The sequence below is a fragment of the Ruminococcus sp. 1001136sp1 genome, assembly GCF_039841815.1.
Taxonomy (GTDB): domain Bacteria; phylum Bacillota; class Clostridia; order Lachnospirales; family Lachnospiraceae; genus Blautia_A; species Blautia_A faecis.
Genome location: NZ_JBDPGY010000001.1, coordinates 379,412 through 403,976, shown reverse-complemented (window position 1 = coordinate 403,976; position 24,565 = coordinate 379,412). Strand labels below are relative to the sequence as shown.

Here is a 24,565-nt window from a genome sequence, read left to right as displayed (position 1 = left end):
AATTTTCCGAACGACATGCCCTGTAGTATATCACTAAACTTTACAATTGACAAGATAGCTGTAAACTTTTTTGTTGACAGTGAGGACGGCAGGTAATATAATCCTAAGAAAATGTCCGAAAAGAGTGGAGCTATTAGCAGCCAATGAGGGTAAGAAGATATTTAAGAACACATTCGGGCATACATGGAAAATTAAAGTTCCGGAATAAATGAAAACACAGGAGTGAAAAACGATTATGATGACAACAAGACAGCTGCAGGATGAAATTCTGCGTTTAAAGAAGGAAAAAGATATCTGCATTCTGGCGCATGCATACCAGAGCCATGAGATTCTGGAGGTAGCAGATTACACAGGTGATTCTTATGGACTGAGCCAGCAGGCGGCTAAGGCTCCGCAGAAGAACGTGCTGATGTGTGGTGTAAGATTTATGGCAGAAACAGTGAAGATTCTTTCTCCGGAGAAAAAGGTTTACCTTTCCAACAGCGGTGCAGGATGTCCAATGGCAGAGCAGCTGGATGTGGAGATGCTTTCCGCACTGAAAGAGTCCAATCCGGACTATACAGTTGTAGCTTATATTAATACCACTTCCGAACTGAAAACGATTTGTGATGTGTGTGTAACTTCTTCTTCTGCGTTGAAGATTGTGAACAATATCGACAATGACAAGATCCTGTTTATCCCGGACTGCAACCTTGGCGCATGGGTGGAGAAGCAGGTTCCAGAGAAGACATTTAAGTTTGTTCATGGTGGATGCCCTACTCATCTTAGAATGTCCGTGAGAGATGTGAAAAAAGCAAGAGATGCCCATCCGGAAGCGAAGTTACTGGTTCATCCGGAGTGTCTGCCAGAGGTTTCGGCAATGGCTGATTATATTGGAAGTACTACCGGAATTATGAAATATGCCAAAGAAAGCGATGCCAAAGAATTTATTATCGGTACGGAGAACAGTATTGTTCAGCATCTTCAGTTCGAGTGTCCGGATAAGAAATTCTATCCGCTGTCTAAGGACTGCGTATGCCACAATATGAAACTGACTACATTGATGGATGTTTATAATTGCGTCTGCGGTCAGGGCGGAGAAGAGATCAAGCTGGATGAGAATGTGAGAGTGAAGGCGAAGGCTTGTATTGATACGATGTTGACGCTGGGGGAATAGAAAATTTATCTTTTAAGATAAGCAGAAATTAGAGATGATTACTAATCATAAAAAAAGAATACAACTGATATAATTATATTTGGGTGCTACCATAACGGTAGGCGGTTAGTCCTTCGGCAGAGGGACTGTGACCCTCTGATTACATAGAAACCCGGAAGGGAATCAAACGGAAAGGAGGGCTAAGCCAATGAGTATTTTGGACTTTATTGCAGTAATGAGTTTTGGCATTACTTGCTTTTGTGCCGGATACACATTCGGCAAGGATACTAATAAGCCACAAAAATAGCCGCCCCGGTCCGTCTATCAGTAGCACCTTTTTTATACTAATTATATTATCATGCTTTAAATAGAATGTCAAAAAATTTTACAGGAAATATTTATGGCAAAAGCAAAAGAGTTACTGTTCACTCCGTTTACAGTAACACGCTTCGCGATGCACAGAAATCATGCTTTGCATGATTTCGCGCCGCAACTCTCGGGTTTTCTGTGAACTTTGTTCACAAAAAACACCTCGCGGAATGTTACCAGTGAACAGTAACGCAAAAGACTATAGTTACAGGAAACTTGTAAAAAAGAACTGTCAAAATGGAAAAATAACCTAAAAATGAAGGAAATAATTGGTAGTAATTACATATTGCAAATAGAGTATGGTGAGATATATTATAAGCACATCAGATGAATTTAATAATAAAAAAGAAATATCTGCTAAAAAAATGGAGCTTATCTGTTGAAAACAAAAAAATGGTATGATGAATTCAATATATTTGCAAAACGCTCATGTCTATTGTTAGACAGGATTTTCGTAGTAAATTAAGTGGTGAAAAAGGAGAAAGCATGAACACAGTATTAGAAAAAATCAGAAAAATGGGAATTGTACCGGTTGTAGTAATTGAAAATGAGAAAGATGCAGTGCCGCTGGCAGATGCTCTTTGCAATGGCGGACTTGCCTGCGCAGAGGTAACTTTCAGAACTGCAGCAGCAGGAGAGGCTATCCGTCTTATGAAAGAGGCACACCCAGAGATGCTGGTTGGTGCAGGAACCGTACTCACTGTGGATCAGGTAGACCGTGCTGTTCAGGCTGGCGCTGAATTTATTGTAAGCCCTGGTTTTGACCCGGAAATTGTCGATTACTGTATTAAGAAAAAGATTCCGGTACTTCCAGGCTGCATCACACCATCTGAGGCGGCACAGGCAGTACGCAGAGGACTTTCCGTAATCAAATTTTTCCCGGCGGAGCAGGCTGGTGGACTGGCATTTATTAAGGCAATGGCAGCACCGTATACTTCCTTAAGTTTTATGCCAACAGGCGGAATCAATCCGGAGAATGTAAAGAAATATCTGGAATACGATCGTATTTTTGCCTGTGGAGGAAGCTGGATGGTAAAAGGAAAACTGATCACAGAAGGCAGATTTGATGAAATTGAGAAGCTGACCAGAGAAGCAGCAGAAATCGTAAAGGATATAAGAGGATAATAAAATGGGAAAAAAATTTGATATGTTGGCATTAGGCGAAGTGCTTCTTCGCTTATCACCAGAAGGAAACGAGCGTTTAACCCAGGGCACCAGATTTGAGAAACAGCTGGGCGGGGCAGAATTAAATGTAGCTGTTGGCGCAGCCAACCTGGGGCTTACTACAGGTATTATCTCCAAGATTCCGTCTCACGCCATTGGAAATTATGCGAAAAGGGAGATCAGAAGAAACGGTGTTGACACGGATTACCTGGCTGGAGATGACAGTGCAGATTCCAGACTGGGAATTTACTATTACGAATATGGCGCAGATCCTCGTAAACCGCAGGTGGTTTACGACCGCAAGTATTCTTCTGTGAATAAATTATCTTTAGAAGATTTTCCAGAAGAAATGTATGAAAATACAAGATGCTTCCATACCAGCGGAATCACCTTGGGACTTGGCGGTCCGGTAAGGGAAAATGCTATTGAAATGATGAAAAAATTCAAAGAAAAAGGTGCATTGATCTCATTTGATGTAAATTTCAGGGGGAATTTGTGGACCGGAGATGAGGCAAGAGACTGCATTACAAAGATTTTGCCCATTGTAGATATCTTTTTCTGCTCAGAATCCACAGCTAATCTCACATTCGGAAAAACAGGGGATATAAAAGAAATCCTGAAAAGTTTTTCTGATGAATATGATATTGCTGTAGTTGCAGCAACCCAGAGAATCGTGCACAGTCCCAAGTCTCATACTTTTGGTTCTGTAATCTATGAGAAAAAAACAGACAGCTATTATGAAGAAAAGCCTTATGAGAAAATTGAGGTTGTAGACAGAATCGGAAGCGGAGACGCTTATATTTCCGGTTTTCTGTATGGATTATTAAAGGAGAATGGAAACTGCCAGGCTGCGCTGGAATATGGAAATGCAGCCAGTGCTATGAAAAATACCGTCAGTGGGGATATGTTATGCACAGACCCTCAGGAAATGCAGCAGACAATCGAGATGCATCACAATATAGGGCAGGATTTTGAAATGAAGCGTTAGAGCCTGCTGCTTGCCCGGTACATACATAATAAAAGGCTGTTAATGCTTGTGATAAAAGGGCTGGCTGTATCTGTCGGCTCTTTTTTTCGTAGGTCTAAATTACAGAAAACGATTTTATGTATGTTGTCTGCAGGTAATGATTCGAGGAATACATTGCTGTGAAGCTCATGAATAGAAAGTTTATATGAGTCAGAAAGGGAGGAATTTATGAAAGCTCCTGATTTTTACTTAAATAATTACATTGCTGATGAATTAAGAGCAGCTTTCGATAAAGAAGATGTATGTATCAGTTACAGTGGAGATTATGAACCGGAAACTTTGAATCAGGTTCATAATTCCTGCGAAATTCTTTTTGTAGAAGAGGGGGAAGCGGATCAGGAGATGTATAAGGAGAAGATGGCATCCCGGGTCGGGAGAGAGTAAATGGAGGAGACTATCGGTTGGCAATATTTTGTGGCTACCGGTGGTCTTGTTCTTGTAAAGCATTCAGATGATAGTGTATAATGAAGTAATAATTTAAGGCGTAGCATCAAATTATTACGCTACGCAAACGTAGCCGCAGGCGGAGTTCGCGGTTCCACGAGAATTAATTTGAGACGTAGCATTTGAAAGCGAGGGTGAGGTATGGGACAGGTTATCAGTATTGGAAAACAGGATTATGTTTCTTTAAGAGAAAACCACTATTTTTATATTGATAAAACGGATTTCATCAGGCAGTGGTGGAAAAATGCAGATGATATTACCCTTATTACCCGTCCGAGGAGATTTGGAAAAACACTGAATATGAGTATGCTGAACTGTTTTTTTTCAAGACAGTATGCAGAAAGAGGAGACCTTTTTGAGGGACTTTCCATTTGGGAAGAGGAGAAATATCGTGAGCTGCAGGGAACCTATCCGGTGATTTTTATTAGCTTTGCAGATGTGAAGCAGAATAATTATGAGGATGCGGTTCAGAAGATTAAAAATATTATTGTGGATGTGTATAGACAGCATCGCTATTTGGAACAGCAGGAGTGCTTTTCTGAAAGCGAGAAGCAGAATATATTGTCTGTCACGGAAGAAATGAATGATGTGACAGCACAGGATGCGCTGAAAAATCTCTCCAAATACTTAAAATTATTATATGGAAAAAAGGTTTTGATTTTTCTGGATGAATATGATACGCCCATGCAGGAAGCGTATATACATGGATATTGGGATGAATTTATCGGATTTATGAGGGGGCTTTTTAATGCAGCCTTTAAAACAAATCCTTATCTGGAAAGAGCGGTGATGACTGGGATTACCCGTGTGTCAAAAGAATCCGTATTTTCGGACTTAAATAATCTTGCGGTGATTACGACTACATCAGAGCAGTATGCAGATTGCTTCGGTTTTACAGAAGAAGAGGTCTTTTCAGCCTTAGATGCGTTTGGAATGTCTGAGAAAAAACAGATAGTAAAACAATGGTATGATGGATTTATTTTTGGTCAGAGGCGGGATATTTACAATCCCTGGTCAATTACGAATTATCTGAAGGAAAAGAAACTAAAGCCATATTGGGCGGCAACAAGTTCTAATGCACTTATCAGCAAATTAATCCAGACGGCTTCGGCTGACATGAAAAAGCAGATGGAAAGGCTTTTAAATGGAGAACTGATTACTGTCAGCTTTGATGAGCAGGTTGTATTCAGCCAGTTAGAGCAGGATGAAAGTGCAATATGGAGTCTGCTTGTGGCAAGTGGGTATTTGAAAGTGGAGGACGTGGAATATCGGGGAATGACGCTGGAGCCATGGTATCATCTGGATATAACAAATCTGGAAACGGTAAGCATGTTTTCTAATATGTTTAAAGGATGGTTTGCTCCGGTAGCATCAAATTATAATGAATTTATCAGAGCCTTACTTGAGGGAAATGTTAAGGCTATGAATCTGTATATGAATGATGTTGCACTTGCAACGTTCAGCAGCTTTGATGTTGGAAAATATGTCTCTGAGAGAACACAACCGGAACGTTTTTACCATGGATTTGTGCTGGGGCTTCTGATAGAAATCAGAGATCGTTATGATGTTCGTTCTAACAGAGAAAGTGGTTTTGGAAGATATGATGTAATGCTGCTTCCCAAGAGCAAGCGGGATAATGCAATTATTTTGGAATTTAAGGTGCGTGAGCCAGATTCGGAAAAAACACTTGAAGATACTGTGGAATCTGCACTCGATCAGATAATAGAGAAAAAATACGATGCAGAGCTTCTGGGACTGGGGATTACACAGGAGCGGATCAGGCATTATGGGTTTGCGTTTGAGGGGAAGAAAGTTTTAATAGGATAAATGGAGAAAGGCGATATAATGGTTTAATTCGGTTTACAGCCAGAATTAAACCATTATATCGCTTAAAGCAGCCGGAAGACCTGCTCGGCAGTGGCTGTCATATTGTTTTTTGCAGTGGCAGGATCCATAGCCTCCGCAAGTGTGCAGACATTTCGTAAAATTGGGAAAAAAGCATCAATTCCCTCTTTATTGCAGGCGGCGGCTTCCTTTGTGACACTTCCGGCAAATGCGATAACCTTTGCATGGTGTTTTTTTGCCAGTTTCGCCACGCCTACAGGGGCTTTTCCCATGGCTGTCTGAAAATCCAGGCGGCCTTCACCGGTGACTACCACGTCCGCATCAGAAAGTTCCTGCTTCAGTCCTACAGCATTCAGAATCAGTTCAATCCCAGGCGTCAGCGTCGCCCCCCAGGTAGGAGAGAAAGGCGAAGCCAAGCCCTCCGGCAGCACCGGCACCAGGGGTATTGCAGTAATCCGTTCCCAGAGCTTGGGAAGTGATTTGCGCAAAATGTGCCATATCTTCATCTAATTGCTTTTTCTGATTTTCTGTCATACCTTTTTGCGGACCGTAAACATATGTGGAACCAATTTCACCGCAAAGAGGGTTATTCACATCGCATGCCACCTGAATATGAGCTTCTCTTAAAAGCGGATTCAGGCCGGAAATGTCGATTCTGGAAACCTTCGCCAGTGCCTGTCCGCCTTCGCCTGCATCCACATCATTTTCATCCAAAAAACGTACGCCAAGAGCTTTTAACATACCGATGCCGCCGTCGTTGGTGGCGCTTCCGCCGATTCCAATGATAAAATTGCGGCAACCCTTCTGGAGGGCATGGTTTATCATTTCGCCCACACCGTAGCTGGTAGCAAGAAGAGGATCCTTTGCATCATCTGGAACCAGTGTGATTCCGGCAGCGGAAGCCATTTCCATGACAGCGGTATTGCTGTCTTTCAGATATCCATAATGAGCCTTGACCGGAGTGTGCATGGGTCCGGTGACGGTCAGATCGATCCGCTCTCCGTTCATGCCTTCGATCAAGGCGTCCGTAGTGCCCTCTCCGCCGTCTGCGAGAGGTTTTACGATGACTTCTGCATCCGGCTTTGCCCGAAGAACTCCTTCCCTGATGGCCATTCCGGCTTCTATTGAGCTTAAGCTTCCTTTTAAAGAATCAATTGCGATGACAACCTTCATATGAAAAAATCCCCCAAAAAATAAATGGTAAAATATGTTGCGAAAAGATTCTCAATCTTATGTCTGTTTAAAGAATAGACCGCCTGGATTGTGGAGTCAAGTAGAAAAAAGCAAGAATTTTTGTATGGAGTTTTTATCAGATAATGATAAAATAGTAATATCTGTCTAGAAGGGAAAATATACATGGGAGGTTAAGACAATGAAGATAAAAACAGTTGCAGTTCTTGGCGCAGGTGCGGTTGGGTCTTATGTGATATGGGGGCTTTCCAGGCGGAAGGATATCCGGCTGGGAGTTCTTGCAGAGGGTAAGCGTGCGGAGAAATTGAAAAAAGGCTGCACGATCAATGATGAGGTTTATCATCCGGAAGTATGGACACCCCAGGAAGCAAAAGGGATAGACCTGCTGATCGTGTCTTTGAAATATGGAGCGCTGCCAGGTGCAATGGACAGCATCCGCCAGGTTACAGGAGAGAATACCACGGTCATGAGTCTTATGAACGGCGTGGACAGTGAGAAATTGATTTCCGATGAAATTGGAGCTTCCCATGTGATCTATTCGGTAATAAAAGTTGCTTCCCATAAAGAGGAAAATGGATATTGTTTTAACCCGGAAACCACCATTGGCATTATTTTCGGAGAGCCTTGCGCACCCTATGACAGTGAACGTGTGCAGGCCATTGAGGCTCTTTTTGCAGATACCGGACTGCATTATCGATCTACAGAATATATCAGGGAAGAAATGTGGAGCAAATTCCGGCTGAATGTATGCAATAATCTGCCCCAGGCAATTCTAGGGGCAGGAGTTGGCTGTTACCAGGACAGCGTTCATATGAAAGCAATCAGCGACGGACTTAGAAGAGAACTGGAAGCCATTGCTTCTGCAAAAGGAATTGATATAAGTAAGGCTGCTGCATCCTCTGGACATGGAAGTGCCGTTCCCCCATCAGCCAGATATTCCACACTGCAGGATCTGGATGCGGGACGCCATACGGAGATTGATATGTTCTCAGGCGCGTTGGTCCGCATGGGGCGGGAACTTGGGATTCCTACGCCGTATAATGAATATACCTACCATATGATAAAAGCTTTGGAAGAGAAAAATGATGGGAAGTTTGACTATAGCAAAGAGGATGGAGAAGTAACCTGTTCCAGGTAAAGAATTACGGCTATTGAGAGGCGCAAAAATGAACGATAAATGGCTTGATTTTGCAATCCGTATTCAAAGCATCGGATGCACTCTCTTGTATCCACAGAGGCGGCTGGAGTCGAGAAAGCACATGAAGAAAAATGACGACATTATTGCATTTGTTAAAACAAAATGTTCGTAGTTTTTTGAGTGATTATAGAAGAATGGAAGAGACTGGAAATTTGAATTCTGGTCTCTTTTTTTATATCTTCAAATCTGTAACAAGGTGTAAATATTTAGATATGCTCATAGAAGGGAGAATTGGAACCAGAGCAGGTTCGGAACATTATGGACAGCATGATAAGAAAATTGTATGACATGGAACTGGAAGAACAGGGACGGAGCGACTGGCAGAATGGAAGCATTGCAGAAGAGGGGAAAAGATATCTGAAAGAACATTTTTTGCTGGATATTTCAGAATATGATGTGATCATAGGATATCGGGCGGATGATTCTTATTTTTCGTTTGCACAGGATTTTGTGGCAGGGGTAATCTCGTTACAGAAGCTTTCGGAAGCTATGCAGCTTGGGAAACTTGGTGAGCAGATTGTGTTGAAAAGTCCGCTGGCATTTGAAAAAATCCAATATGTAAAAAGTGAACCGGTTGACATGCAGGCGTACTATATAAAGAAAATAGAGCGGGAGCGTGCCGCCAGAAAAGAATATCGAATGAGTAAACGACAGAAAGCAGATTTAAACGAACTGTTTATATTGGATATTATGCGAGAGGGAATGGAAAATGATGATCCACGCTTATTCTGAAGATTATTTGAATAATGCACAAAAAATACTTGGAGATATGATGGACTATGCGGTAAATACTTATGAATTTTCTCCGAATCAGTTTTATGAGATGTTTCTGGTATCGGATGTGTCAATGCAGTTTCAGACGGGAAATCCGACTTATGTAGCAGGAAAGACCGGGTGTGAACTGGTAAAAGAAGTAATTCGGAAATCAGGTCTGTTGATCCCAGAACTGGAAGATGAAATGTATCTGGATAAATCTCCGGAGTACTGGTGTGGTTGGGCACTGGCCTATTATCAATGGTACACGGGGCGAAGTTTCATGAAAATCTATCATGCGGTCTCAATCGAAGAGATTTTAAACATGTATCCAGTTTATCACGAAATGGATATTTCCAGATTTGTAGAAACCATAAATGAAAAATGGGATCAGTACTATGTGGAAACCAATTTGAAGCGGCTTCGGATGCTATCCGGTCTGTCACAGAGCGAGCTGGCAAAGAGAAGTGGTGTGGCGCTTCGTCAGATCCAGCTTTTTGAACAGCGTCAGAGGGATATCAACCATACAAGGGCGATTGATGTGTTAAGTCTGGCAAGAGAACTCGGCTGTAAAAGTGAAGAACTGCTGGAAATTTAAAAACCGTAGGGAAATATCACAAAATAAGCCCACCGAAAATGCAGTAAAAATCAGTAAGCCAAATAAGGAAAAAATCGCCTTTCAGAGCCACGAAAAAGCGTTTCAGAAAAAATTTTAAAAGTCCCGTAAAGCCAGTAAATACGCGGCTTCCGGGACTTTTACAACATGAAAAAAGCACCTCATCTGAGGTGCTCCACTTAGCAGGGCTACAAGGATTCGAACCTTGAAATGACGGAGTCAGAGTCCGCTATACTTTTAGGCTGGAATGCCCATAAAATAAGGGCTGGCGGAGGTGTCCAGATAAAATTGACCTATGGATTGACCTGTTTTTATCTGGTTCAGTGTAATTGCATTAAAAGCAAAATAAGTGGAAATATTATAGAAAAATATGCTATACTGAGAAAAAGAGAACACGGGAACCATTTATCAGTAAGGAAGTGATTGTATGCCAGAAAATGTAAGTAGTATTATATATAAATTTTCCCAGGAAGTGAAGCGTATGCTGGGTGAAAAGCTGACAAAAGTTATTGTATATGGTTCATATGCCAGGGGCGATTACCGAGATAATTCTGACGTAGATATTATGATACTGGTAAAATTGTCTGACGAGGAAATCAGAGCTATTAAAAATGATATTTACGATCTGGCTTTTGATGTGGAGATGAGCACAGGAATTGAAATATCTCCGGTTATCAAAAATGAAGAACAGTATGAATATTGGGTAGATACGTTACCTTTTTATCGAAATGTGAGAGATGAGGGGGTAGTAGTCAGTGAGTGAAAAGAAAGTTGATTTGTGTATATATCGCATGAGAAGCGCAATCGAGACGTTGGGGGTATCTGCGTTATGTCTGGAAAGTCAACATTATAAGGATTCAATAAACCGTAGCTATTATGCCGCTTTTTATGCGGTGAAGGCGGTATTGGCTTTAGAAGAGGTAGATTTTAAGAGACATAAAGATGCTGTTGCATATTTTAATAAGACATATGTTGCAACAGATATTTTTCCAAGAGAAATCGGAAAAAAGCTGGGAAGATTGAAACAAGAGCGTGAAACTAGCGATTATGATGACTTTTATATTTCTCTACAACCGTTGGATATTTTTGTAATATATAACGACGTATGTTATCTCTTTCCTCATCATCCTTTCTTAATGACCCATTTTCTAATTCACAATATCTTTCCAGCATAATCTTCTTTGCTTTATTTATAAAATTATTTATATCATTATCGCTATATTGAATACCATCTGTTTCTTTACACTCTTCGCTTTCATCTTTTTTATCTTCACATTTTTCTTTTGCGCTCATCTAACACTTCATCCATGAAACATCTGCTCCTTTCTGGAATCTGCATTCCTCACTTTGCGGGACAAAGGTTCCACAAGCTGTGACGCACATCTTGCAGAAAGCATTTTCCAAACACACCCTAGTTTGTGGGAAATTATTGATTGAGAAACAGATATAAACTGGTTATAATAAAAATTAAGAAAAGCAGTACAGATCATGAAAATGGAGGAAATTATGACAAAAGTACAAAAATGGTTTGCAAAATTGAGAAACCGGATTTTTTTCTCTTTTGTTGGATGTTTTTTAGGAATTATGTTGCTCATTATGGGGGTGTTTCAGTTTTCTTCACAAAAATATTTTTCGCAGCTTGCAGTAAGCAGTACCAGGCGAGAGCTTGCTTCTATCACAGATAATCTGGAAAGTACACTACAGCACGTCATCAATTTCAGCATATCAGCATCGATCAATGATGGAATTATCCGTATCGCCCGAACGTATCCAACACTGCCGGGATCTGAAGCAGAACAATATGCTGTCCGCAAAAAAATCAATACCATTATTAATGCCATTATTGCCCTGAGCCCTAATATTGCAATGTGGGATATTATGGCGAAAGACGGAAGTTTTTTTCAGGCTGGCGGATATAATCTGTCGGAACTGGATTCGTTTGATAAAGAACAGATAATGAAACAGCATCAAAATGCAAGACAGGCGATGATAACAGGTCCTTATTTTTATTTGCCTGCAAGAGAAACATTAAAGGAAAACGGAAAATATGTTTTTTTGATATCAAAGCCGATTGTTGATTTAAATACAAGAGAAACTTATGGATACCTTATGTTTTTCATCGAAGCATCAACTATAGCCTCGCCATTTGTAAACTACAGGCCAAATAACAGCGAGGTTACGTTTTACATAACGGATCAGGAAAATACTATTTTACTTGCATCGGACCTGAATTACACAGGAAAAACCATACGGGAAGCCTTTCCCTTTTCCAAGAGGGATGTAGAGAATCTGGAAACACAGGACTATTTAACCAAGGAAAATGTTGTCTATTGCTCAACACAAATGTCACTGCCAGACTGGAAGCTCATTCATGTGATTCCAATGGATGAGCTGATGAAAGAACAGCATTTGTTTGCAAGGATCTTTTTTATCTGTAATTTACTGGTGATTCTGTTTTTTGCACTTTTATCCTGGTGGAATGCCAGAGCCATATCTGGGCCAATCCTGGATCTGAGTGAGGTCATGAAGAATGTAGTAAAAGAAGCCTATGCACCGGTAGAAGTGCCTGGAACTTCCGAAGAAATCCAGATTTTATACCGTGGGTATAATACATTTGCCGAACAGACACAACAGCTTTTACAAACCATTTATGAAGAAGAACGTGAAAAAAATGACTATCAGTTTCAGTTGATACAGGAGCAGATTAAACCTCATTTTCTGTACAATACGCTTGAAATGATCAAATCTATGATAGATCTTGGTATTTATGATGAGGCAGGCGAAGCAATTTCTACACTTGCCAGATTCTATCGCAATTCGTTAAGCAAGGGATCCAATATTATAACCATTGCTACAGAAATTGATATGGTAAAACAGTATTTATACATTGAAAAATTACGCCACATGGAGTATTTTGATTACGAAATCGTATGTGAAAAGGAAACGGAACAGTACGTAATTCCAAAATTGACTCTGCAACCGATTCTGGAGAATGCGATTGTTCACGGAACAGCATCAGATGGTCGTATGTGTTTCGTCTCACTGAGCATAAAAAATGCAGCGGATACTGTTGTAATTACCGTAAAGGATGATGGAAACGGAATTGAACCGGAAAAACTCTGTCAGCTGAATAAGAATCTTGACGAAGCCCGTGGAGAGGAAAAGGGTTCTTTCGGATTATTCAGCATCAACAGGCGTGTGCGACTTTTATATGGAACCGAATACGGCATCCGCTTGGAAAGTGAACCAGGGAAAGGGACAATCGTGATATTACGGATTCCGAAACTGGAACATTTAGACGAAACAGCATCGTCTATACTGGAAAGAGACCAAGAAACAGCGGGGAGAAAGCAATATGAAGAAAATCGTTATTATTGATGATGAGTATTTTTTCAGACAGGCGTTAATAAAATATGTCAGGAGCTTTAAGGATGAATTTACTGTGGTAGGTGACGCCGGAAACGGAAAGCTTGGTATCGAGCTGATTGAACAGTATCATCCGGAAATTATTTTGATCGACATCAGTATGCCACAGATGACAGGCTTTGATGTAATTTCATATATACAGAAACAAGCACTTCAGACCCGCTTTATTATCATTTCCGGTTATGACAAGTTTGAGTATGCGCAGAAAGCCATTCAGATGGGAGTACAGGATTTTCTGCTGAAGCCTGTGACAGTCGAGAGTCTGCATAAGAGTCTCAGGCAAACCAGTGAACGAATCGATCAGGAAGTGAAAAAGGATCAAAATCTGGAGGTGCTGGATAAAAAAAAGCGAAACTATCAAAATTATATGAGACATTTTGCAGCATCACAGTTTGTAAGAAAAGATAAGGATCAGGAGGGAATGCAGAAGCTTGCTTCTGAGGTGGGCTATCGACTGGATGCCAAGCGCCATGTCGTCATACTTTACCGGGTTAATCATTTACCGGGCAACTGGAAAAAAACAGATTATGAGCTTTACTACTTTACGGTAGAAAATGTGTTTTGTGAACTACTTGGAGAAAAAAACTGCTGCATCAGTTACATTAATTTCCAGAAATCGCTCTGCCTTCTTGTAGGAATATGTGAATCACCTTATGATGCAGAGTGGATTCGGTCGCTGCTGAAAAAAACGATTGAGGTATGTGACCCGGAGGGCGATCTTGGAACCACTGCTGTAATTGGAGGATTTTATACAGAAGCCAATCAGCTTTATGACTCCTATATTGAAGCGTTTGCGTTGGAACGAAAACGGTGTTTTTATGAATATTCCGGCGTTTTTTACGTAGAGGATGCCACTGAAGAGCAGCAGGAAAACGGCTATCTGCTGCAAAATGATGATTTTATCCAACGGCTGGTTGCTGCTATGCGACAAAATCAGAGGAGCCTAGTAAAAGAAATGCTGCGGACATTTGCAGACTCTCTTGCATTGCTCCAGCCATCTCGGGAACAGTTTTTGCTGCAGATCAACCAGGTGTCGTCTGCGTTGCTGGATTTCGCTATGGAATACGGAGTGACAGAAACGGTTGAAAAAAACAGCAAGCTTTTTTCCAGTGATTATATAGAAATCAGTTCTGTCTCAGAAATTCAGACGGAACTCATTCGCTATGGAGAACAGATTTTACAGCAGGTACATCTTTCAAAGAATAGCAGCAATTCTGCCATTGTGAGAAGAACAAAGGAATACATCAAGGCACATTATCAGGATGATGAATTGTGCCTTGAGCAGATTGCGGATGCACTGGATGTCAATCTTCAGTATATGTGCTTTCTTTTTAAGAAACAGACAGATACAACGATTGGAGCATATATTTTACAGACACGAATGGAAATGGCCGGCAGGCTTTTCCAAAGAACGAATTACAATGTGACAGAAGTAGCTCAAAGAGTCGGATTTTTCGATGTCAGTTACTTCAGTAAGTGCTTCAAAAAATATTTCGGTGTATCACCGAAACAGTATCAGAATGTGAGCAGCAACTATCTAAAGACAACTTAAGATTTTACCAATAATACGAATTTTCTCCATTCCGGAGAGATTCGTATTTTATTATAATCAAGACAACAAAGAGTTCCAGAAAAAAATTAAACCGGTTTGAAGTATATTCAGGAACAAAAAATTAAATTAAAAGGGAGAAATCGTAATGAAAAAAAGAATACTTATCGCAGCATTAACAGCTGCCATGGCATCTTCTATATTTGGAGTAACAGTAAATGCAGCAGAACGTGAACTGAATATTAACTGGCTGTCATCCAGAAGTGCATCTGAATCAGCAATTTTGGCAATACAGGATATTGCCAAGCAGTACCAGGAAGAGAATCCTGATCTGGACTTTAATTTTGAAATTGAGAATATTTCAGATCGTACTGCATATCTGCAGAAACTGAAAATTCTGGCAGCAAGCGATGAATTGCCTGAGTGGTTTGACTCCGATCCGGATACCTGGTTCGCAGATATTGTTGCAGACGGAAAAGCCTATTCCTTTGAAGATTTGTACAAAGAGCTTGGAATGTATGACCAGATTTTCCCAATCTCGAAGGAATACGCAAGACTTTCAGATGGCAGTCTGAATCTGATGACGCTGCAGTGCAACACCGAATATTTCTTCTACAACAAAGATCTGTTTGAGCAGGCTGGAATTACGGAAACTCCCAAAACATTTGATGAGTTACTTGCAGATTGCAAGCTGTTACAGGATCAGGAAATTATTCCGATTGCAATGGGTGGTGACTGGCCAATCCTCCGCTACTTTGCACAGGTTCCATTCCGACTGACAGGAAATGAATATATTGAAAATGCAGTATCCGGAGAAGGATCTTTTGGTGAAGAAGCAGGACTGAAAGGAGCACAGTTTATTCAGGATATTGCACAGTACTTCCAGGAAGGCTGGAGCAGTGCAGATTACGATACAATGATTGATCTCTTTGCTTCCGGACAGGCAGCAATTATGTATAATGGTACATGGGCACTTGATCAGGCAGATATGATTGGTGAGGACGAAAACATTAAAGATAATATTGGATACTTCACTATGCCAACATATTCAGATGCAGATGTGACAACAGCAACCGACTTCTTTGCAAACTCCGGTATTGGAACTGCGATTCGCACCGATGCTGTGGATGACGAGATGAAAGCGTGGATGAAATACCTTCTTGAACATTATGCAGATGCAAGTCTTTCTTACAATCAGCTTCCATCCGTAATGCCAGATGAAGAAACAATGCAGAGTCTTCCAAAGGTATATCAGCAGATCATTGAGGATGTGTCCAATGTGAAGGAGTATGCAAAATGCTGGGATGTAGTTATTGATTCTGCACTTGTAGAGCCGCTGGAAAAAGAGACCGTCATCCTTGCACTTGGTCAGGAAACTCCTGAAGAGTGGGCTGCAAATATGGATGAATATGTAAAAAATCAGAAATAAGACAGAGAAACAGCATTCGGGGCTTTTGAAAATCAAAAGCCCTGGATATCAGAAAGGAAGACAAATATGAAGCCAAAAAGAAAAATAGAACCATGGCTTTTTTTATTGCCCGCACTTGTGGTTTATGTGTCGATTGTTCTTTTCCCAATGCTTCAAACTATTGGCTACAGCTTTATGGACTGGAATGGAATCGGAGAAAAAACATTTGCAGGCTTGAAAAATTACAGCCGAATGCTGTCAGATAAAAATTTGCGAACTGCTTTTTTGAATAATATGTTTTTCCTGTTGCTCGGCACAGTCTTTCAGATGTTTATGGGACTTTTAATGGCTACCCTTCTTTCCGGAATTAAAAAGGGGTCCAATCTATTCCGGGTATTGTACTTCATTCCCTGTATTATTTCATCTATGGCGGTCTGCAAGATCTTTGAAAAACTGCTGTCAGTTCAGCCACTCGGTGTAATACCGGCACTGATGAAGCTGATGCATCTCAAACCAATAGCTTTTTTATCTGATTTTAAATATGCACTAACATGGGTGACTCTGATTGATGGATACAAATTCTGTGGATTATATATGGTTATTTTTTATGCCGCACTGATGAATGTTTCCAAAGACACCATAGAGGCTGCGTATATTGATGGATGCAACTGGATACAGGCATATTTCTTTGTCAAACTTCCGGCAATTAAAAATATGTTTTTTGTGGTTCTGGTCATTCTTGTAAACGGCTGTCTGAAGGGATTTGATGTATCTTACATCCTGACCGGAGGTGGTCCTGGTAATGCAACAGAACTTGTGGCAACCTATATGTATAAAACGGCATTCAGTATGTCAAACTTCGGCTATGGAAGTACGCTTGCGGTATTTATTTTGATTGAATCATTAATAGCCGTAGGAATCGTTAAACTGATTCAGAAAAAATTCAGTGATTGATGGGGGGGATTAGATGGAAACGTTACAGGCAGGTAAGAAAACAAAAATAATATTTCTAATCTTCATTATCTTTTTTGTAGTGCTGCAAAGTTACCCGGTATTTTGGGTTCTTATAGCGAGCTTAAAAACACCAGAGGAAATTGCCGGTTCTGCGCCATATGCGCTTCCTGGTAGCTTTTATCTTGGAAATTATATCAAAGCGTTTACGCAGTCCAGTCTCGTGCGCTATTTTCTTAACAGTGTGGTTGTAGCTATATGTACACTGTTTGGTATCGTAGTACTAAGTGCACCGGCGGCCTATGCGATCAGCAAAATTCGCTTCAAACAGAGCGAAAAGGTATTAACCTTTTTTTTACTTGGCATGATGATTCCCACATTTTCATGTCTGATCCCAATGTTCCAGACTTATAATACGTTGGGATTGCGTAATACCTATGCTGCCGTTATTCTGCCACAGATAGGCTTCAGTCTGCCAATGTGTATTTTCCTGTATGTTGGATTCATGAAATACATACCGAATGAACTGCTGGAGGCGGGAGCAATTGACGGAGCAGGTAATTTTAGGATTTTCAGGCAGATAGTATTTCCAATGGCAAAAAATTCCACTGTCACAGTGGTTATCTATAACTTTGTGTCAATCTGGAATGAGTTTACTTATGCAAATACGTTTATGACAAAAGACGAGATGAAAACTCTTCCAATCGGACTAAACGCTTTTGTTGGTGAAATGGGACGCAGAGACTGGGGTGCTACCTTTTCAGCAATCGTAATTGCAATTCTTCCGACAATTATAGTATATTTCTTTTTAAATAAACAGGTAATGGAGGGCATGGCAGCAGGTGCTGTCAAGAGCTGAATACAGGAGGATATATGAAACTGGATTTATCAAAGAACTGGAATATTTTACAGGATGTACATGATACGTGTGAGCAGCTTGGCCTGCCAGAACGTGAGGATTTTATGACACTGCAGGGGCCACAAATTTCAGAATGGGAGCCACTGCCAGAATTAAAGCACCTACAGCTCCTTTTTTCGGAGCATCCGTACTGGGGAAGAGAACTGCGATATTTTAATGATGCCCCATGGTGGTATAAAAAAGAGTTTGAACTGGCACTTGGAGCAGAAGAACATATAGAACTTTGTTTTACAAATGTGGATTATTACTGCAAAGTTTGGCTGAATGGTGTATACCTTGGTAGTCATGAAGGATATTCAGCTCCATTTTCTTTTTCACTAGACGAGGCAGTACAGAGAAACGGAAAGAACCGACTGATCGTAAAAGTCTGGTCACCATGGGATGACGAGGTTGCAGCAAACCGACAGGAACGGCGTACCTTTTTAATCTACCGAAATATGGTAAAAGGTACTTATGAGCATTCTGACACGTTCATTCAAAGAGATGTAAATCCGGTCGGCATTTATGGAAGCGTCAGCCTGAAAATACAAAAGGGAGCTGGCTTTGCAGAAAACCCGGAATTTTCTTATCAGCTGGATGATACGCTGGAGAATGCCAGTTTGCATTTGAAAGTTAAGATAAAGAATCTGGAAACTGCGTCTTTGAAGTGGAGTATTACAGACTGCTTTACCGGAGCAGTAGTCTTTTTAAAGAATGAGGATCTGGTCGGCACACAGTCATGCAATGACCCTGAACCGACCGTTGCCAGCCTGGATGGAATACTCTCTCATGTCCGTCTCTGGAATACATGGGATAAAGGAACGCCTTTTGTCTACCGGGTAAAAGTTGCTCTCTGTGCAAAAGATGGCTCAGTAATGGAATCTTACGAGGAGACAACTGGTTTCCGGAAAATTGAGATGCATCGCACACCGGAAATGACAAAATTTATTTTAAATGGAAAAGATTTCTACATGAGAGGAACAGCCTATTTTCCAGATGCATATGTTTCTGCAATGAACGAAGAACGTTATCGCAGAGACTTGCTGCAAATAAAAAACAGCGGCTTTAATATGCTTCGTGTACACGTACACGTAGACCTTCCAGTTTTCTATGAGCTATGTGATGAACTTGGCCTTGGAATTATGCATGATTCTGAATATAACTGGATGCATCCGGTGGACGAAGCATTTGCAGACCGTTTTATCCATATTTACCTGGAAACTGTCGATATGCTAAAAAAACATCCTTCTCTGTTTTGCTGGATCTGCATGAATGAACCAGGTAATCTTACATTAAATCCAACTCCGGATATGGATCGGGCTGACTGTGATGCAATGAAGGTAAGCCCAGGTCCAAAGCTGTTTGCAGCAGTATGCGAGCATGATCCAAGTCGTCCGGTCATTAAAGGTTCCTTCTGCGTAAATGATCCAGACAGCGGAGACAGTCATAACTATACCGGTTCACTGGACGGTGCAGAGGGGCATTACAGTGATATCTATGGAACAACAGAAAAAATGAATACAGAGTTCGGCTTTGATGCACCGCCATGTATTGATAACCTGAAAAAAATGCCACCCGTTTACCGCCGTTTACAGCCAATACTGGAAAATTTGGATTCAATCGGACAGTATCAATATTATTTACTGAAATATTTTATTGAACATTACCGTATGCAGAAGTATAAACCAAACGCAGGCTATGTACAGTTCTTATTTAATGATATGTGTCCGCAAACATTTTACGGAATTTATGATTACTGGGGGCTTCCGAAAAAGGGTCTGCAGGCTGTGCTGGAAAGCAATATGCCAATTGGAATATTTTTAAAATTTAAAGACAAGCTGGATGCAATTTATGCAGTAAACGATTACAGTTATCCGCTTGGAACCTGCCAGGTAGGCTACAGCATTACTGACGAAACAGGCAAAGTAGTAGCTGAGGATGTGAAAAGCATTGTCATAGCAGAGGATTCTCTCACAAAGCTCTGGGATTTTGACGGAACGATTCACAGTGGAAACGTCTATAATGTTGCACTGTGGATAGAGCAGGATGGAAAGCTTCTGGCCAGAAACGAATACCATGATGTATTTTATATGCCAGAGCATACACCTGGCCATCCGGTTCATATGAGCCATGAAACTGGATGCAGAATTTACTGGGCGTAATGATGGAACGTAACGTGGTATAGGGAAAAAGGGGATGTGAAAAAACTCGATTGAGTTTTTTCGCATCTCCCTTTTTGTACCTGTTGTGTATAAATGATTGAAATCATGCGCAAAGAAAGCGCACTTCCCCTACCCCATAGAAATTCTTTTTTTGAATCTATGCGGCAGTTCTGTTTCTCATCTTTTTTTTCTGATATTTATATAGATTGTGGCCTATCGCCACAAGTAAAACTTCCAGTTTGACTGAATGAATACCTCTTCGGACAATTCTCTTGTACCAACGGTCGTTTTTCATAATTCCGAAAGTGCCTTCTGCTTGTATCGAACGGTTCATTCGTAATAATGCACCGTGGATACTTTCTAGGTTTTCGATTACTTCCTGATGCATGGAAGTTAATTCCTGATTGATCCGAACGGTTCGATTCTTATCTGTCTTCTTACATTTCTCTGCATATGGACATCCACTACAGTCTTCGCATTCATACAATTCTTCCTTACGTCCGTATTGATTTCCCCTCACATTTTTTCTGTATAAAAAATGGAATGCTTTATCGTTAGGACATCTCATGACACCTTGCTCATCAATTCTGAAGTTAACTGCACGAAATGGATCTTCATGATATTTCTCATCTTTAGTTTCCTTTTTAAACATTGGAAATTTCATGTACTTTTCAATTCCGTTCTGTTCACAGAAAATATAATTGTTGTATGAGCCATATCCAGCATCTGCCACAGGATATTTGGGATAGAATCCATAAGTTTGTTTGAAGTGCTCCATCAAAGGAACGAAACAATCCATTTGAAACAAGGGAAGCTGCGGAATGGTACAAAGATAATAAAGAGACTGCGGATTTGCAAAGAGATTTGGATGAACAAGGAATAGGTGATCTAATAGAAGATGACACAGAAGAGGCAAATTTTCAGGCTGTGTATAATGGGGAGTATTACGAAATAGAATGTATTGATATTTCTGGATTGGAAGAAGATGCAGAAGTGCATCTTAAAAATGGAGATGAAATTGAAGTTAAAGAGATAATAGATATATTGGAAAAGAGGAAAAATAGTAAGGCAGACAAAGAGTTCGAGGAGGAACTAGACAATTGCTTGTTAAGGAATGTGAAAGGCTATACGATTAGTTAAGTTAATTACAGATCAAGAGAAGTTATGTTCAATTACTACTGGGGATGTCGAAATGAGGTATTAATCGACATCCCCTTTTGGGGTGCTAGAACAAATGAAGAATTCTAAAATTTATGAATGGAATTGACTAAGAAGTTGAAAGTATAGACATTAAATGATATAATTTTCATATATAACAACAGGAGGTGCGTATTATGTTTGCTATGCAGGAAACTATCAGACCATCGGCGGATTTAAGAAATCATTATAATGAAATCTCAAAGCAGTGCCGTGAGGGAAAAGAAGCTGTTATCATAACTGTAAATGGAAGAGGTGATACGGTGTCTTTGTCCTATGAAGAGTATAAGAATATGAAATCAAGAATCGAATTGCTTGAAGTCCTTGCTGAAGCTGAAGACGATGTAAAGAATGGTCGTGTTGCGCCGATCAGTGAAACCTTTGATGATTTACGTGCTATGCTGCAGGAGGGCTGAGTTTGAAATACAATGTTGTTCGTACTGATACCGCAGATGCTGGTCTGCGAAAGATTGTATTATATATTGCACAAAATTTCGGCAATGATGTGGCATTGAAAAAGTTAGACGAAATAGAAGATCGTATACGACAGCTGGGAGAAAATCCAGATCTTGGAATTGATCCAAGATACCTGGTATTAAAGCGTCAGGGCTATAAGGTATTGATTCTTGAAAAAGACCTTGTATTTTATAAAGTTAATGAAGCCCGAAAGGAAGTTATTATATATGCTGTCGTAGACCAGAGACAGGATTATTTGAACATTATCCGAGGGCTGTGAGGCAAACGCCGAAATATAACTGACCAAGTAAGTCAATTAAGGTTCGCCTTCGGACAGAAGAATAAGCGGTGGGAGTACTAAAATGGATTTGTGCACTTGAAGCGTGGAAACTGTCTTGATTATGAGGCGAAAATATCACAAAAGTAAACATAATTTTTTGTGCAAAAGGTAGAAAAAGTAGAATTTTGTCGATTTTTAGCCGATTTTCTTCATTTTTCCTGTTTTCAGCACCTTTTGGCAGCAACGTCATTTTAAATTGACCTATAATCGTTCCAAAATTGACCTATCACATCTGAAAACCACCGAAAATGTAGTAAAAATCAGTAAGCCAAATAAGGAAAAAATCGCCTTTCAGAGCCACGAAAAAGCGTTTCAGAAAAAATTTTAAAAGTCCTGCAAAGCCAGTAAATACGCGGCTTCCGGAAATTTCATAATACGAAAAAAGCACCTCATCTGAGGTGCTCCACTTAGCAGGGCTACAAGGATTCGAACCTTGAAATGACGGAGTCAGAGTCCGTTGCCTTACCATTTGGCGATAGCCCTATGTGTCTTAGCAAGTCGTTTCTCGCTTGCGACATGTTGTATTATATATCAATGCATATATAAAAGTCAACCCCTTTTTTCAAATTTTTTTAAAAATTTATTCAATTTCTGTGAAGCCTTGATTTTTCGAGGAAAAATTAAGATTTCGCTTTTCTTTTTCCTGTGCATTTTGAGATGAATGTGTTATAATCAAGCAAAATATACGGAATCGCATAGGTCGTTGGCGGGACGCTTTTGGAGTTTTTTTCGACACACTCTAAGGTAGTAGTGCCAGAAACTTTTTTACTTTATAAGAAATTACTTCGCTTTGTTCCTGTGAGTCTATGGTTACCGTATAAAATTTTTATAATTAAACAGCCTGTCTGGAGCCTGTTTAAAATTATTCAGGTAATTGGTTCTCAGACTGGCCTCATTAATAAGGAGAATAAACATGAGAGCAAATAACCTGACTCTGCTCACGGATCTCTATGAACTTACCATGATGCAGGGGTATTTTAAGAACCCAACTGACCAGACTGTCGTATTCGACATGTTTTACCGTGATAACCCATGCGGAGGCGGTTTTGCTATCTGTGCAGGACTGGAGCAGGTAATTGAATATATTGAGAATCTGAGATTTACAGACGCAGACATTGAATATCTTCGCGGTCTTTCCATTTTTGAGGAGGATTTTCTGGAATATCTTCGCTCCTTCCATTTTACCGGCGATATTTATGCCATCCCGGAAGGCACTGTTATTTTCCCAAGAGAGCCAATGGTGAAAGTGGTAGCACCGATTATGGAAGCTCAGCTTGTGGAAACTGCGATTTTGAACATTATGAACCATCAGAGCCTGATTGCTACCAAGGCAGCACGTGTCTGCTATGCGGCGAAAGGTGACGGAATCATGGAGTTCGGTCTTCGCCGTGCCCAGGGACCGGATGCCGGTATTTTTGGAGCCCGTGCAGCTGTGATCGGTGGTTGTGTCGGAACATCCTGTGTGCTTACTGGTCAGATGTTTGACGTGCCAGTGCTTGGAACCCATGCACATTCCTGGATCATGAGCTTCCCGGATGAGTATACTGCATTCAAGACATACGCAAGAATGTACCCGGATGCATGTATCCTTCTGGTAGACACTTACGACGTGCTGAAATCCGGTGTTCCCAATGCAATCCGTGTATTTGAGGAAATGCGGGAGGAGGGAATCCAGCTGAAAAAATATGGTATCCGTATCGACAGCGGTGACCTTGCTTACCTTTCCAAAGAGGCATATAAAATGTTATCGGCAGCTGGTTTTGATGATGCGACCATTTCCGCATCCAGTGACCTTGACGAATATCTGATTGAGAGCTTGAAAGCCCAGGATGCCAAGATTAATTCCTGGGGCGTTGGAACACGTCTGATCACTTCCAATGATAATCCGGCATTTGGCGGTGTATACAAGCTGGCAGCAGTGAAAAATCCTGAGACAGGTGAATTTGTTCCGAAGATCAAGCTTTCTGAGAACACAGCTAAGGTAACAAACCCTGGAAATAAGACAGTATATCGTATTTACAGCAAGTCCACAGGCAAGATTAAAGCTGATTTGATCTGTCTTGCTGACGAGAAACTGAACCCAGATGAAACTATGGTAGTATTTGACCCGGTTGACACCTGGAAAAAAACTAAGATTCTGGGCGGTACTTACGAGGTTCGTGAGCTTCTGGTTCCGGTTATTAAGGAGGGAAAACGCGTTTATACGTCTCCTTCAGTAATGGAACTTCGCGCAATCTGCCAGAAAGAACAGAGCACTCTCTGGGACGAGTCCAGACGATTCTCCAACCCACAGAAGGTTTATGTGGATCTTTCTCCGAAGCTTTTTGAGGTGAAGAGAGAGCTGATTGAGGAGATGAGCCGTAAGGATCTGGAGTTTGAGGAAGAGTAATTTAATAAGAAAATAAATGGGGCAATGTATCAGCGGAAACGATACAT

Annotated in this window: 23 protein-coding genes, 1 tRNA gene and 1 pseudogene; 20 read left to right on the top strand and 5 right to left on the bottom strand. The window is 40.7% G+C overall.

All coding sequences use genetic code 11. The features are described 5' to 3' along the window. Positions 1 to 238: 238 nt before the first annotated feature. From nadA to ABHC48_RS01770, 5 genes are all read left to right on the top strand, one after another. Positions 239 to 1,156, top strand: a complete 918-nt coding sequence (gene nadA, locus ABHC48_RS01790) for a quinolinate synthase NadA (RefSeq protein WP_173736485.1) — start codon at positions 239 to 241, stop codon at positions 1,154 to 1,156. An 834-nt stretch (positions 1,157 to 1,990) separates the two neighbouring features. Continuing rightward, a complete protein-coding gene (locus tag ABHC48_RS01785) occupies positions 1,991 to 2,629 on the top strand; it encodes a bifunctional 4-hydroxy-2-oxoglutarate aldolase/2-dehydro-3-deoxy-phosphogluconate aldolase (protein WP_148463445.1) in 639 nt (212 codons plus the stop codon). A 4-nt stretch (positions 2,630 to 2,633) separates the two neighbouring features. Next, on the top strand, positions 2,634 to 3,656 hold the full coding sequence (locus tag ABHC48_RS01780; protein WP_195698867.1) for a sugar kinase: 1,023 nt from the start codon (positions 2,634 to 2,636) through the stop codon (positions 3,654 to 3,656). A 207-nt stretch (positions 3,657 to 3,863) separates the two neighbouring features. After that, positions 3,864 to 4,079, top strand: a complete 216-nt coding sequence (locus tag ABHC48_RS01775) for a hypothetical protein (RefSeq protein ID WP_195391714.1) — start codon at positions 3,864 to 3,866, stop codon at positions 4,077 to 4,079. Positions 4,080 to 4,280: 201 nt separating this feature from the next. Next, positions 4,281 to 5,966: an AAA family ATPase gene (locus ABHC48_RS01770; RefSeq protein ID WP_195478368.1), complete on the top strand. Its 1,686-nt coding sequence runs from the start codon at positions 4,281 to 4,283 to the stop codon at positions 5,964 to 5,966. A 62-nt stretch (positions 5,967 to 6,028) separates the two neighbouring features. Here the strand turns inward: ABHC48_RS01770 and ABHC48_RS01765 are convergent, their stop codons facing one another. Continuing rightward, a complete protein-coding gene (locus tag ABHC48_RS01765; protein ID WP_334285137.1) occupies positions 6,029 to 6,400 on the bottom strand; it encodes a glycerate kinase in 372 nt (123 codons plus the stop codon). Further along, entirely contained in the window at positions 6,348 to 7,157 is an 810-nt protein-coding gene (locus ABHC48_RS01760; RefSeq protein WP_334285418.1) for a glycerate kinase, read from the bottom strand. Before ABHC48_RS01760 ends, ABHC48_RS01765 begins: the two co-directional genes overlap by 53 nt. A 199-nt stretch (positions 7,158 to 7,356) precedes the next feature. Here ABHC48_RS01760 and ABHC48_RS01755 point away from each other — a divergent pair, with 199 nt between their 5' ends. From ABHC48_RS01755 to ABHC48_RS01735, 5 genes and pseudogenes are all read left to right on the top strand, one after another. Beyond that, positions 7,357 to 8,313, top strand: a complete 957-nt coding sequence (locus tag ABHC48_RS01755) for a 2-dehydropantoate 2-reductase (RefSeq protein ID WP_118583213.1) — start codon at positions 7,357 to 7,359, stop codon at positions 8,311 to 8,313. A 291-nt stretch (positions 8,314 to 8,604) separates the two neighbouring features. Further along, positions 8,605 to 9,105 carry a DUF3990 domain-containing protein gene (locus ABHC48_RS01750; protein ID WP_272066899.1) on the top strand — a complete coding sequence of 167 codons (501 nt, stop codon included), beginning with the start codon at positions 8,605 to 8,607 and terminating at the stop codon, positions 9,103 to 9,105. Next, complete coding sequence (locus ABHC48_RS01745) at positions 9,083 to 9,724, top strand: helix-turn-helix transcriptional regulator (protein WP_195698869.1); 642 nt, start codon at positions 9,083 to 9,085, stop codon at positions 9,722 to 9,724. The genes ABHC48_RS01750 and ABHC48_RS01745 overlap by 23 nt, the downstream gene beginning before the upstream one ends. Before the next feature lie 445 nt (positions 9,725 to 10,169). Next, positions 10,170 to 10,505: a nucleotidyltransferase domain-containing protein gene (locus tag ABHC48_RS01740; RefSeq protein WP_148463452.1), complete on the top strand. Its 336-nt coding sequence runs from the start codon at positions 10,170 to 10,172 to the stop codon at positions 10,503 to 10,505. A 28-nt stretch (positions 10,506 to 10,533) separates the two neighbouring features. Beyond that, positions 10,534 to 10,743 (top strand): annotated as a pseudogene (locus ABHC48_RS01735) (HEPN domain-containing protein); the annotation flags it as partial. A 37-nt stretch (positions 10,744 to 10,780) separates the two neighbouring features. Here the strand turns inward: ABHC48_RS01735 and ABHC48_RS01730 are convergent. Further along, positions 10,781 to 11,035, bottom strand: coding sequence for a hypothetical protein (locus tag ABHC48_RS01730; RefSeq protein WP_226822672.1), 255 nt, complete (start codon positions 11,033 to 11,035; stop codon positions 10,781 to 10,783). A 213-nt stretch (positions 11,036 to 11,248) separates the two neighbouring features. On the opposite strand from ABHC48_RS01730, the gene ABHC48_RS01725 reads away from it, so the two are divergent. The 6 genes from ABHC48_RS01725 (at position 11,249) to ABHC48_RS01700 (ending at position 20,136) form a co-directional block, all read left to right on the top strand. After that, positions 11,249 to 13,120: a histidine kinase gene (locus tag ABHC48_RS01725; protein ID WP_195698870.1), complete on the top strand. Its 1,872-nt coding sequence runs from the start codon at positions 11,249 to 11,251 to the stop codon at positions 13,118 to 13,120. Continuing rightward, the gene (locus tag ABHC48_RS01720) at positions 13,098 to 14,720 is read left to right on the top strand and encodes a response regulator (RefSeq protein WP_195698871.1); all 1,623 of its coding nucleotides are present in this window, start codon (positions 13,098 to 13,100) and stop codon (positions 14,718 to 14,720) included. The genes ABHC48_RS01725 and ABHC48_RS01720 overlap by 23 nt, the downstream gene beginning before the upstream one ends. 145 nt (positions 14,721 to 14,865) lie before the next feature. Continuing rightward, positions 14,866 to 16,146, top strand: coding sequence for an extracellular solute-binding protein (locus ABHC48_RS01715; RefSeq protein ID WP_148463456.1), 1,281 nt, complete (start codon positions 14,866 to 14,868; stop codon positions 16,144 to 16,146). Positions 16,147 to 16,212: 66 nt separating this feature from the next. Further along, the gene (locus tag ABHC48_RS01710) at positions 16,213 to 17,079 is read left to right on the top strand and encodes a sugar ABC transporter permease (RefSeq protein ID WP_148463457.1); all 867 of its coding nucleotides are present in this window, start codon (positions 16,213 to 16,215) and stop codon (positions 17,077 to 17,079) included. 13 nt (positions 17,080 to 17,092) lie between these two features. Beyond that, positions 17,093 to 17,935 carry a carbohydrate ABC transporter permease gene (locus tag ABHC48_RS01705; RefSeq protein WP_148463458.1) on the top strand — a complete coding sequence of 281 codons (843 nt, stop codon included), beginning with the start codon at positions 17,093 to 17,095 and terminating at the stop codon, positions 17,933 to 17,935. 14 nt (positions 17,936 to 17,949) lie between these two features. Then, the gene (locus ABHC48_RS01700; protein WP_148463459.1) at positions 17,950 to 20,136 is read left to right on the top strand and encodes a sugar-binding domain-containing protein; all 2,187 of its coding nucleotides are present in this window, start codon (positions 17,950 to 17,952) and stop codon (positions 20,134 to 20,136) included. A gap of 157 nt (positions 20,137 to 20,293) precedes the next feature. On the opposite strand, the gene ABHC48_RS01695 is transcribed toward ABHC48_RS01700, so the two are convergent. Further along, on the bottom strand, positions 20,294 to 20,788 hold the full coding sequence (locus tag ABHC48_RS01695) for a transposase (protein WP_226837848.1): 495 nt from the start codon (positions 20,786 to 20,788) through the stop codon (positions 20,294 to 20,296). 200 nt (positions 20,789 to 20,988) lie between these two features. On the opposite strand from ABHC48_RS01695, the gene ABHC48_RS01690 reads away from it, so the two are divergent. From ABHC48_RS01690 to ABHC48_RS01680, 3 genes are all read left to right on the top strand, one after another. Continuing rightward, the gene (locus ABHC48_RS01690; protein ID WP_173772743.1) at positions 20,989 to 21,276 is read left to right on the top strand and encodes a hypothetical protein; all 288 of its coding nucleotides are present in this window, start codon (positions 20,989 to 20,991) and stop codon (positions 21,274 to 21,276) included. 194 nt (positions 21,277 to 21,470) lie between these two features. Continuing rightward, a complete protein-coding gene (locus tag ABHC48_RS01685; RefSeq protein ID WP_173719200.1) occupies positions 21,471 to 21,749 on the top strand; it encodes a type II toxin-antitoxin system Phd/YefM family antitoxin in 279 nt (92 codons plus the stop codon). Positions 21,750 to 21,751: 2 nt separating this feature from the next. Continuing rightward, a complete protein-coding gene (locus ABHC48_RS01680; protein ID WP_173716955.1) occupies positions 21,752 to 22,069 on the top strand; it encodes a type II toxin-antitoxin system RelE/ParE family toxin in 318 nt (105 codons plus the stop codon). Positions 22,070 to 22,540: 471 nt separating this feature from the next. Here ABHC48_RS01680 and ABHC48_RS01675 read toward each other — a convergent pair. Continuing rightward, a tRNA-Gln gene (locus ABHC48_RS01675) sits at positions 22,541 to 22,612 on the bottom strand. A gap of 430 nt (positions 22,613 to 23,042) precedes the next feature. Between ABHC48_RS01675 and ABHC48_RS01670 the strand changes: the two genes are divergently transcribed. After that, on the top strand, positions 23,043 to 24,518 hold the full coding sequence (locus ABHC48_RS01670; RefSeq protein ID WP_118583227.1) for a nicotinate phosphoribosyltransferase: 1,476 nt from the start codon (positions 23,043 to 23,045) through the stop codon (positions 24,516 to 24,518). The last annotated feature ends 47 nt before the right edge of the window (positions 24,519 to 24,565 follow it).

Bases quoted from the DNA above. Each gene is read 5' to 3' on its own strand.
- ABHC48_RS01725 (WP_195698870.1), top strand. From the start codon at position 11,249: ATGACAAAAGTACAAAAATGGTTTGCAAAATTGAGAAACCGGATTTTT.
- ABHC48_RS01705 (WP_148463458.1), top strand. From the start codon at position 17,093: ATGGAAACGTTACAGGCAGGTAAGAAAACAAAAATAATATTTCTAATC.
- nadA (WP_173736485.1), top strand. From the start codon at position 239: ATGACAACAAGACAGCTGCAGGATGAAATTCTGCGTTTAAAGAAGGAA.
- ABHC48_RS01745 (WP_195698869.1), top strand. From the start codon at position 9,083: ATGATGATCCACGCTTATTCTGAAGATTATTTGAATAATGCACAAAAA.
- ABHC48_RS01760 (WP_334285418.1), bottom strand. From the start codon at position 7,157: ATGAAGGTTGTCATCGCAATTGATTCTTTAAAAGGAAGCTTAAGCTCA.
- ABHC48_RS01720 (WP_195698871.1), top strand. From the start codon at position 13,098: ATGAAGAAAATCGTTATTATTGATGATGAGTATTTTTTCAGACAGGCG.
- ABHC48_RS01755 (WP_118583213.1), top strand. From the start codon at position 7,357: ATGAAGATAAAAACAGTTGCAGTTCTTGGCGCAGGTGCGGTTGGGTCT.
- ABHC48_RS01715 (WP_148463456.1), top strand. From the start codon at position 14,866: ATGAAAAAAAGAATACTTATCGCAGCATTAACAGCTGCCATGGCATCT.
- ABHC48_RS01740 (WP_148463452.1), top strand. From the start codon at position 10,170: ATGCCAGAAAATGTAAGTAGTATTATATATAAATTTTCCCAGGAAGTG.
- ABHC48_RS01785 (WP_148463445.1), top strand. From the start codon at position 1,991: ATGAACACAGTATTAGAAAAAATCAGAAAAATGGGAATTGTACCGGTT.
- ABHC48_RS01700 (WP_148463459.1), top strand. From the start codon at position 17,950: ATGAAACTGGATTTATCAAAGAACTGGAATATTTTACAGGATGTACAT.
- ABHC48_RS01710 (WP_148463457.1), top strand. From the start codon at position 16,213: ATGAAGCCAAAAAGAAAAATAGAACCATGGCTTTTTTTATTGCCCGCA.
- ABHC48_RS01695 (WP_226837848.1), bottom strand. From the start codon at position 20,788: ATGTTTAAAAAGGAAACTAAAGATGAGAAATATCATGAAGATCCATTT.
- ABHC48_RS01685 (WP_173719200.1), top strand. From the start codon at position 21,471: ATGTTTGCTATGCAGGAAACTATCAGACCATCGGCGGATTTAAGAAAT.
- ABHC48_RS01770 (WP_195478368.1), top strand. From the start codon at position 4,281: ATGGGACAGGTTATCAGTATTGGAAAACAGGATTATGTTTCTTTAAGA.
- ABHC48_RS01780 (WP_195698867.1), top strand. From the start codon at position 2,634: ATGGGAAAAAAATTTGATATGTTGGCATTAGGCGAAGTGCTTCTTCGC.
- ABHC48_RS01670 (WP_118583227.1), top strand. From the start codon at position 23,043: ATGAGAGCAAATAACCTGACTCTGCTCACGGATCTCTATGAACTTACC.
- ABHC48_RS01775 (WP_195391714.1), top strand. From the start codon at position 3,864: ATGAAAGCTCCTGATTTTTACTTAAATAATTACATTGCTGATGAATTA.
- ABHC48_RS01730 (WP_226822672.1), bottom strand. From the start codon at position 11,035: ATGAGCGCAAAAGAAAAATGTGAAGATAAAAAAGATGAAAGCGAAGAG.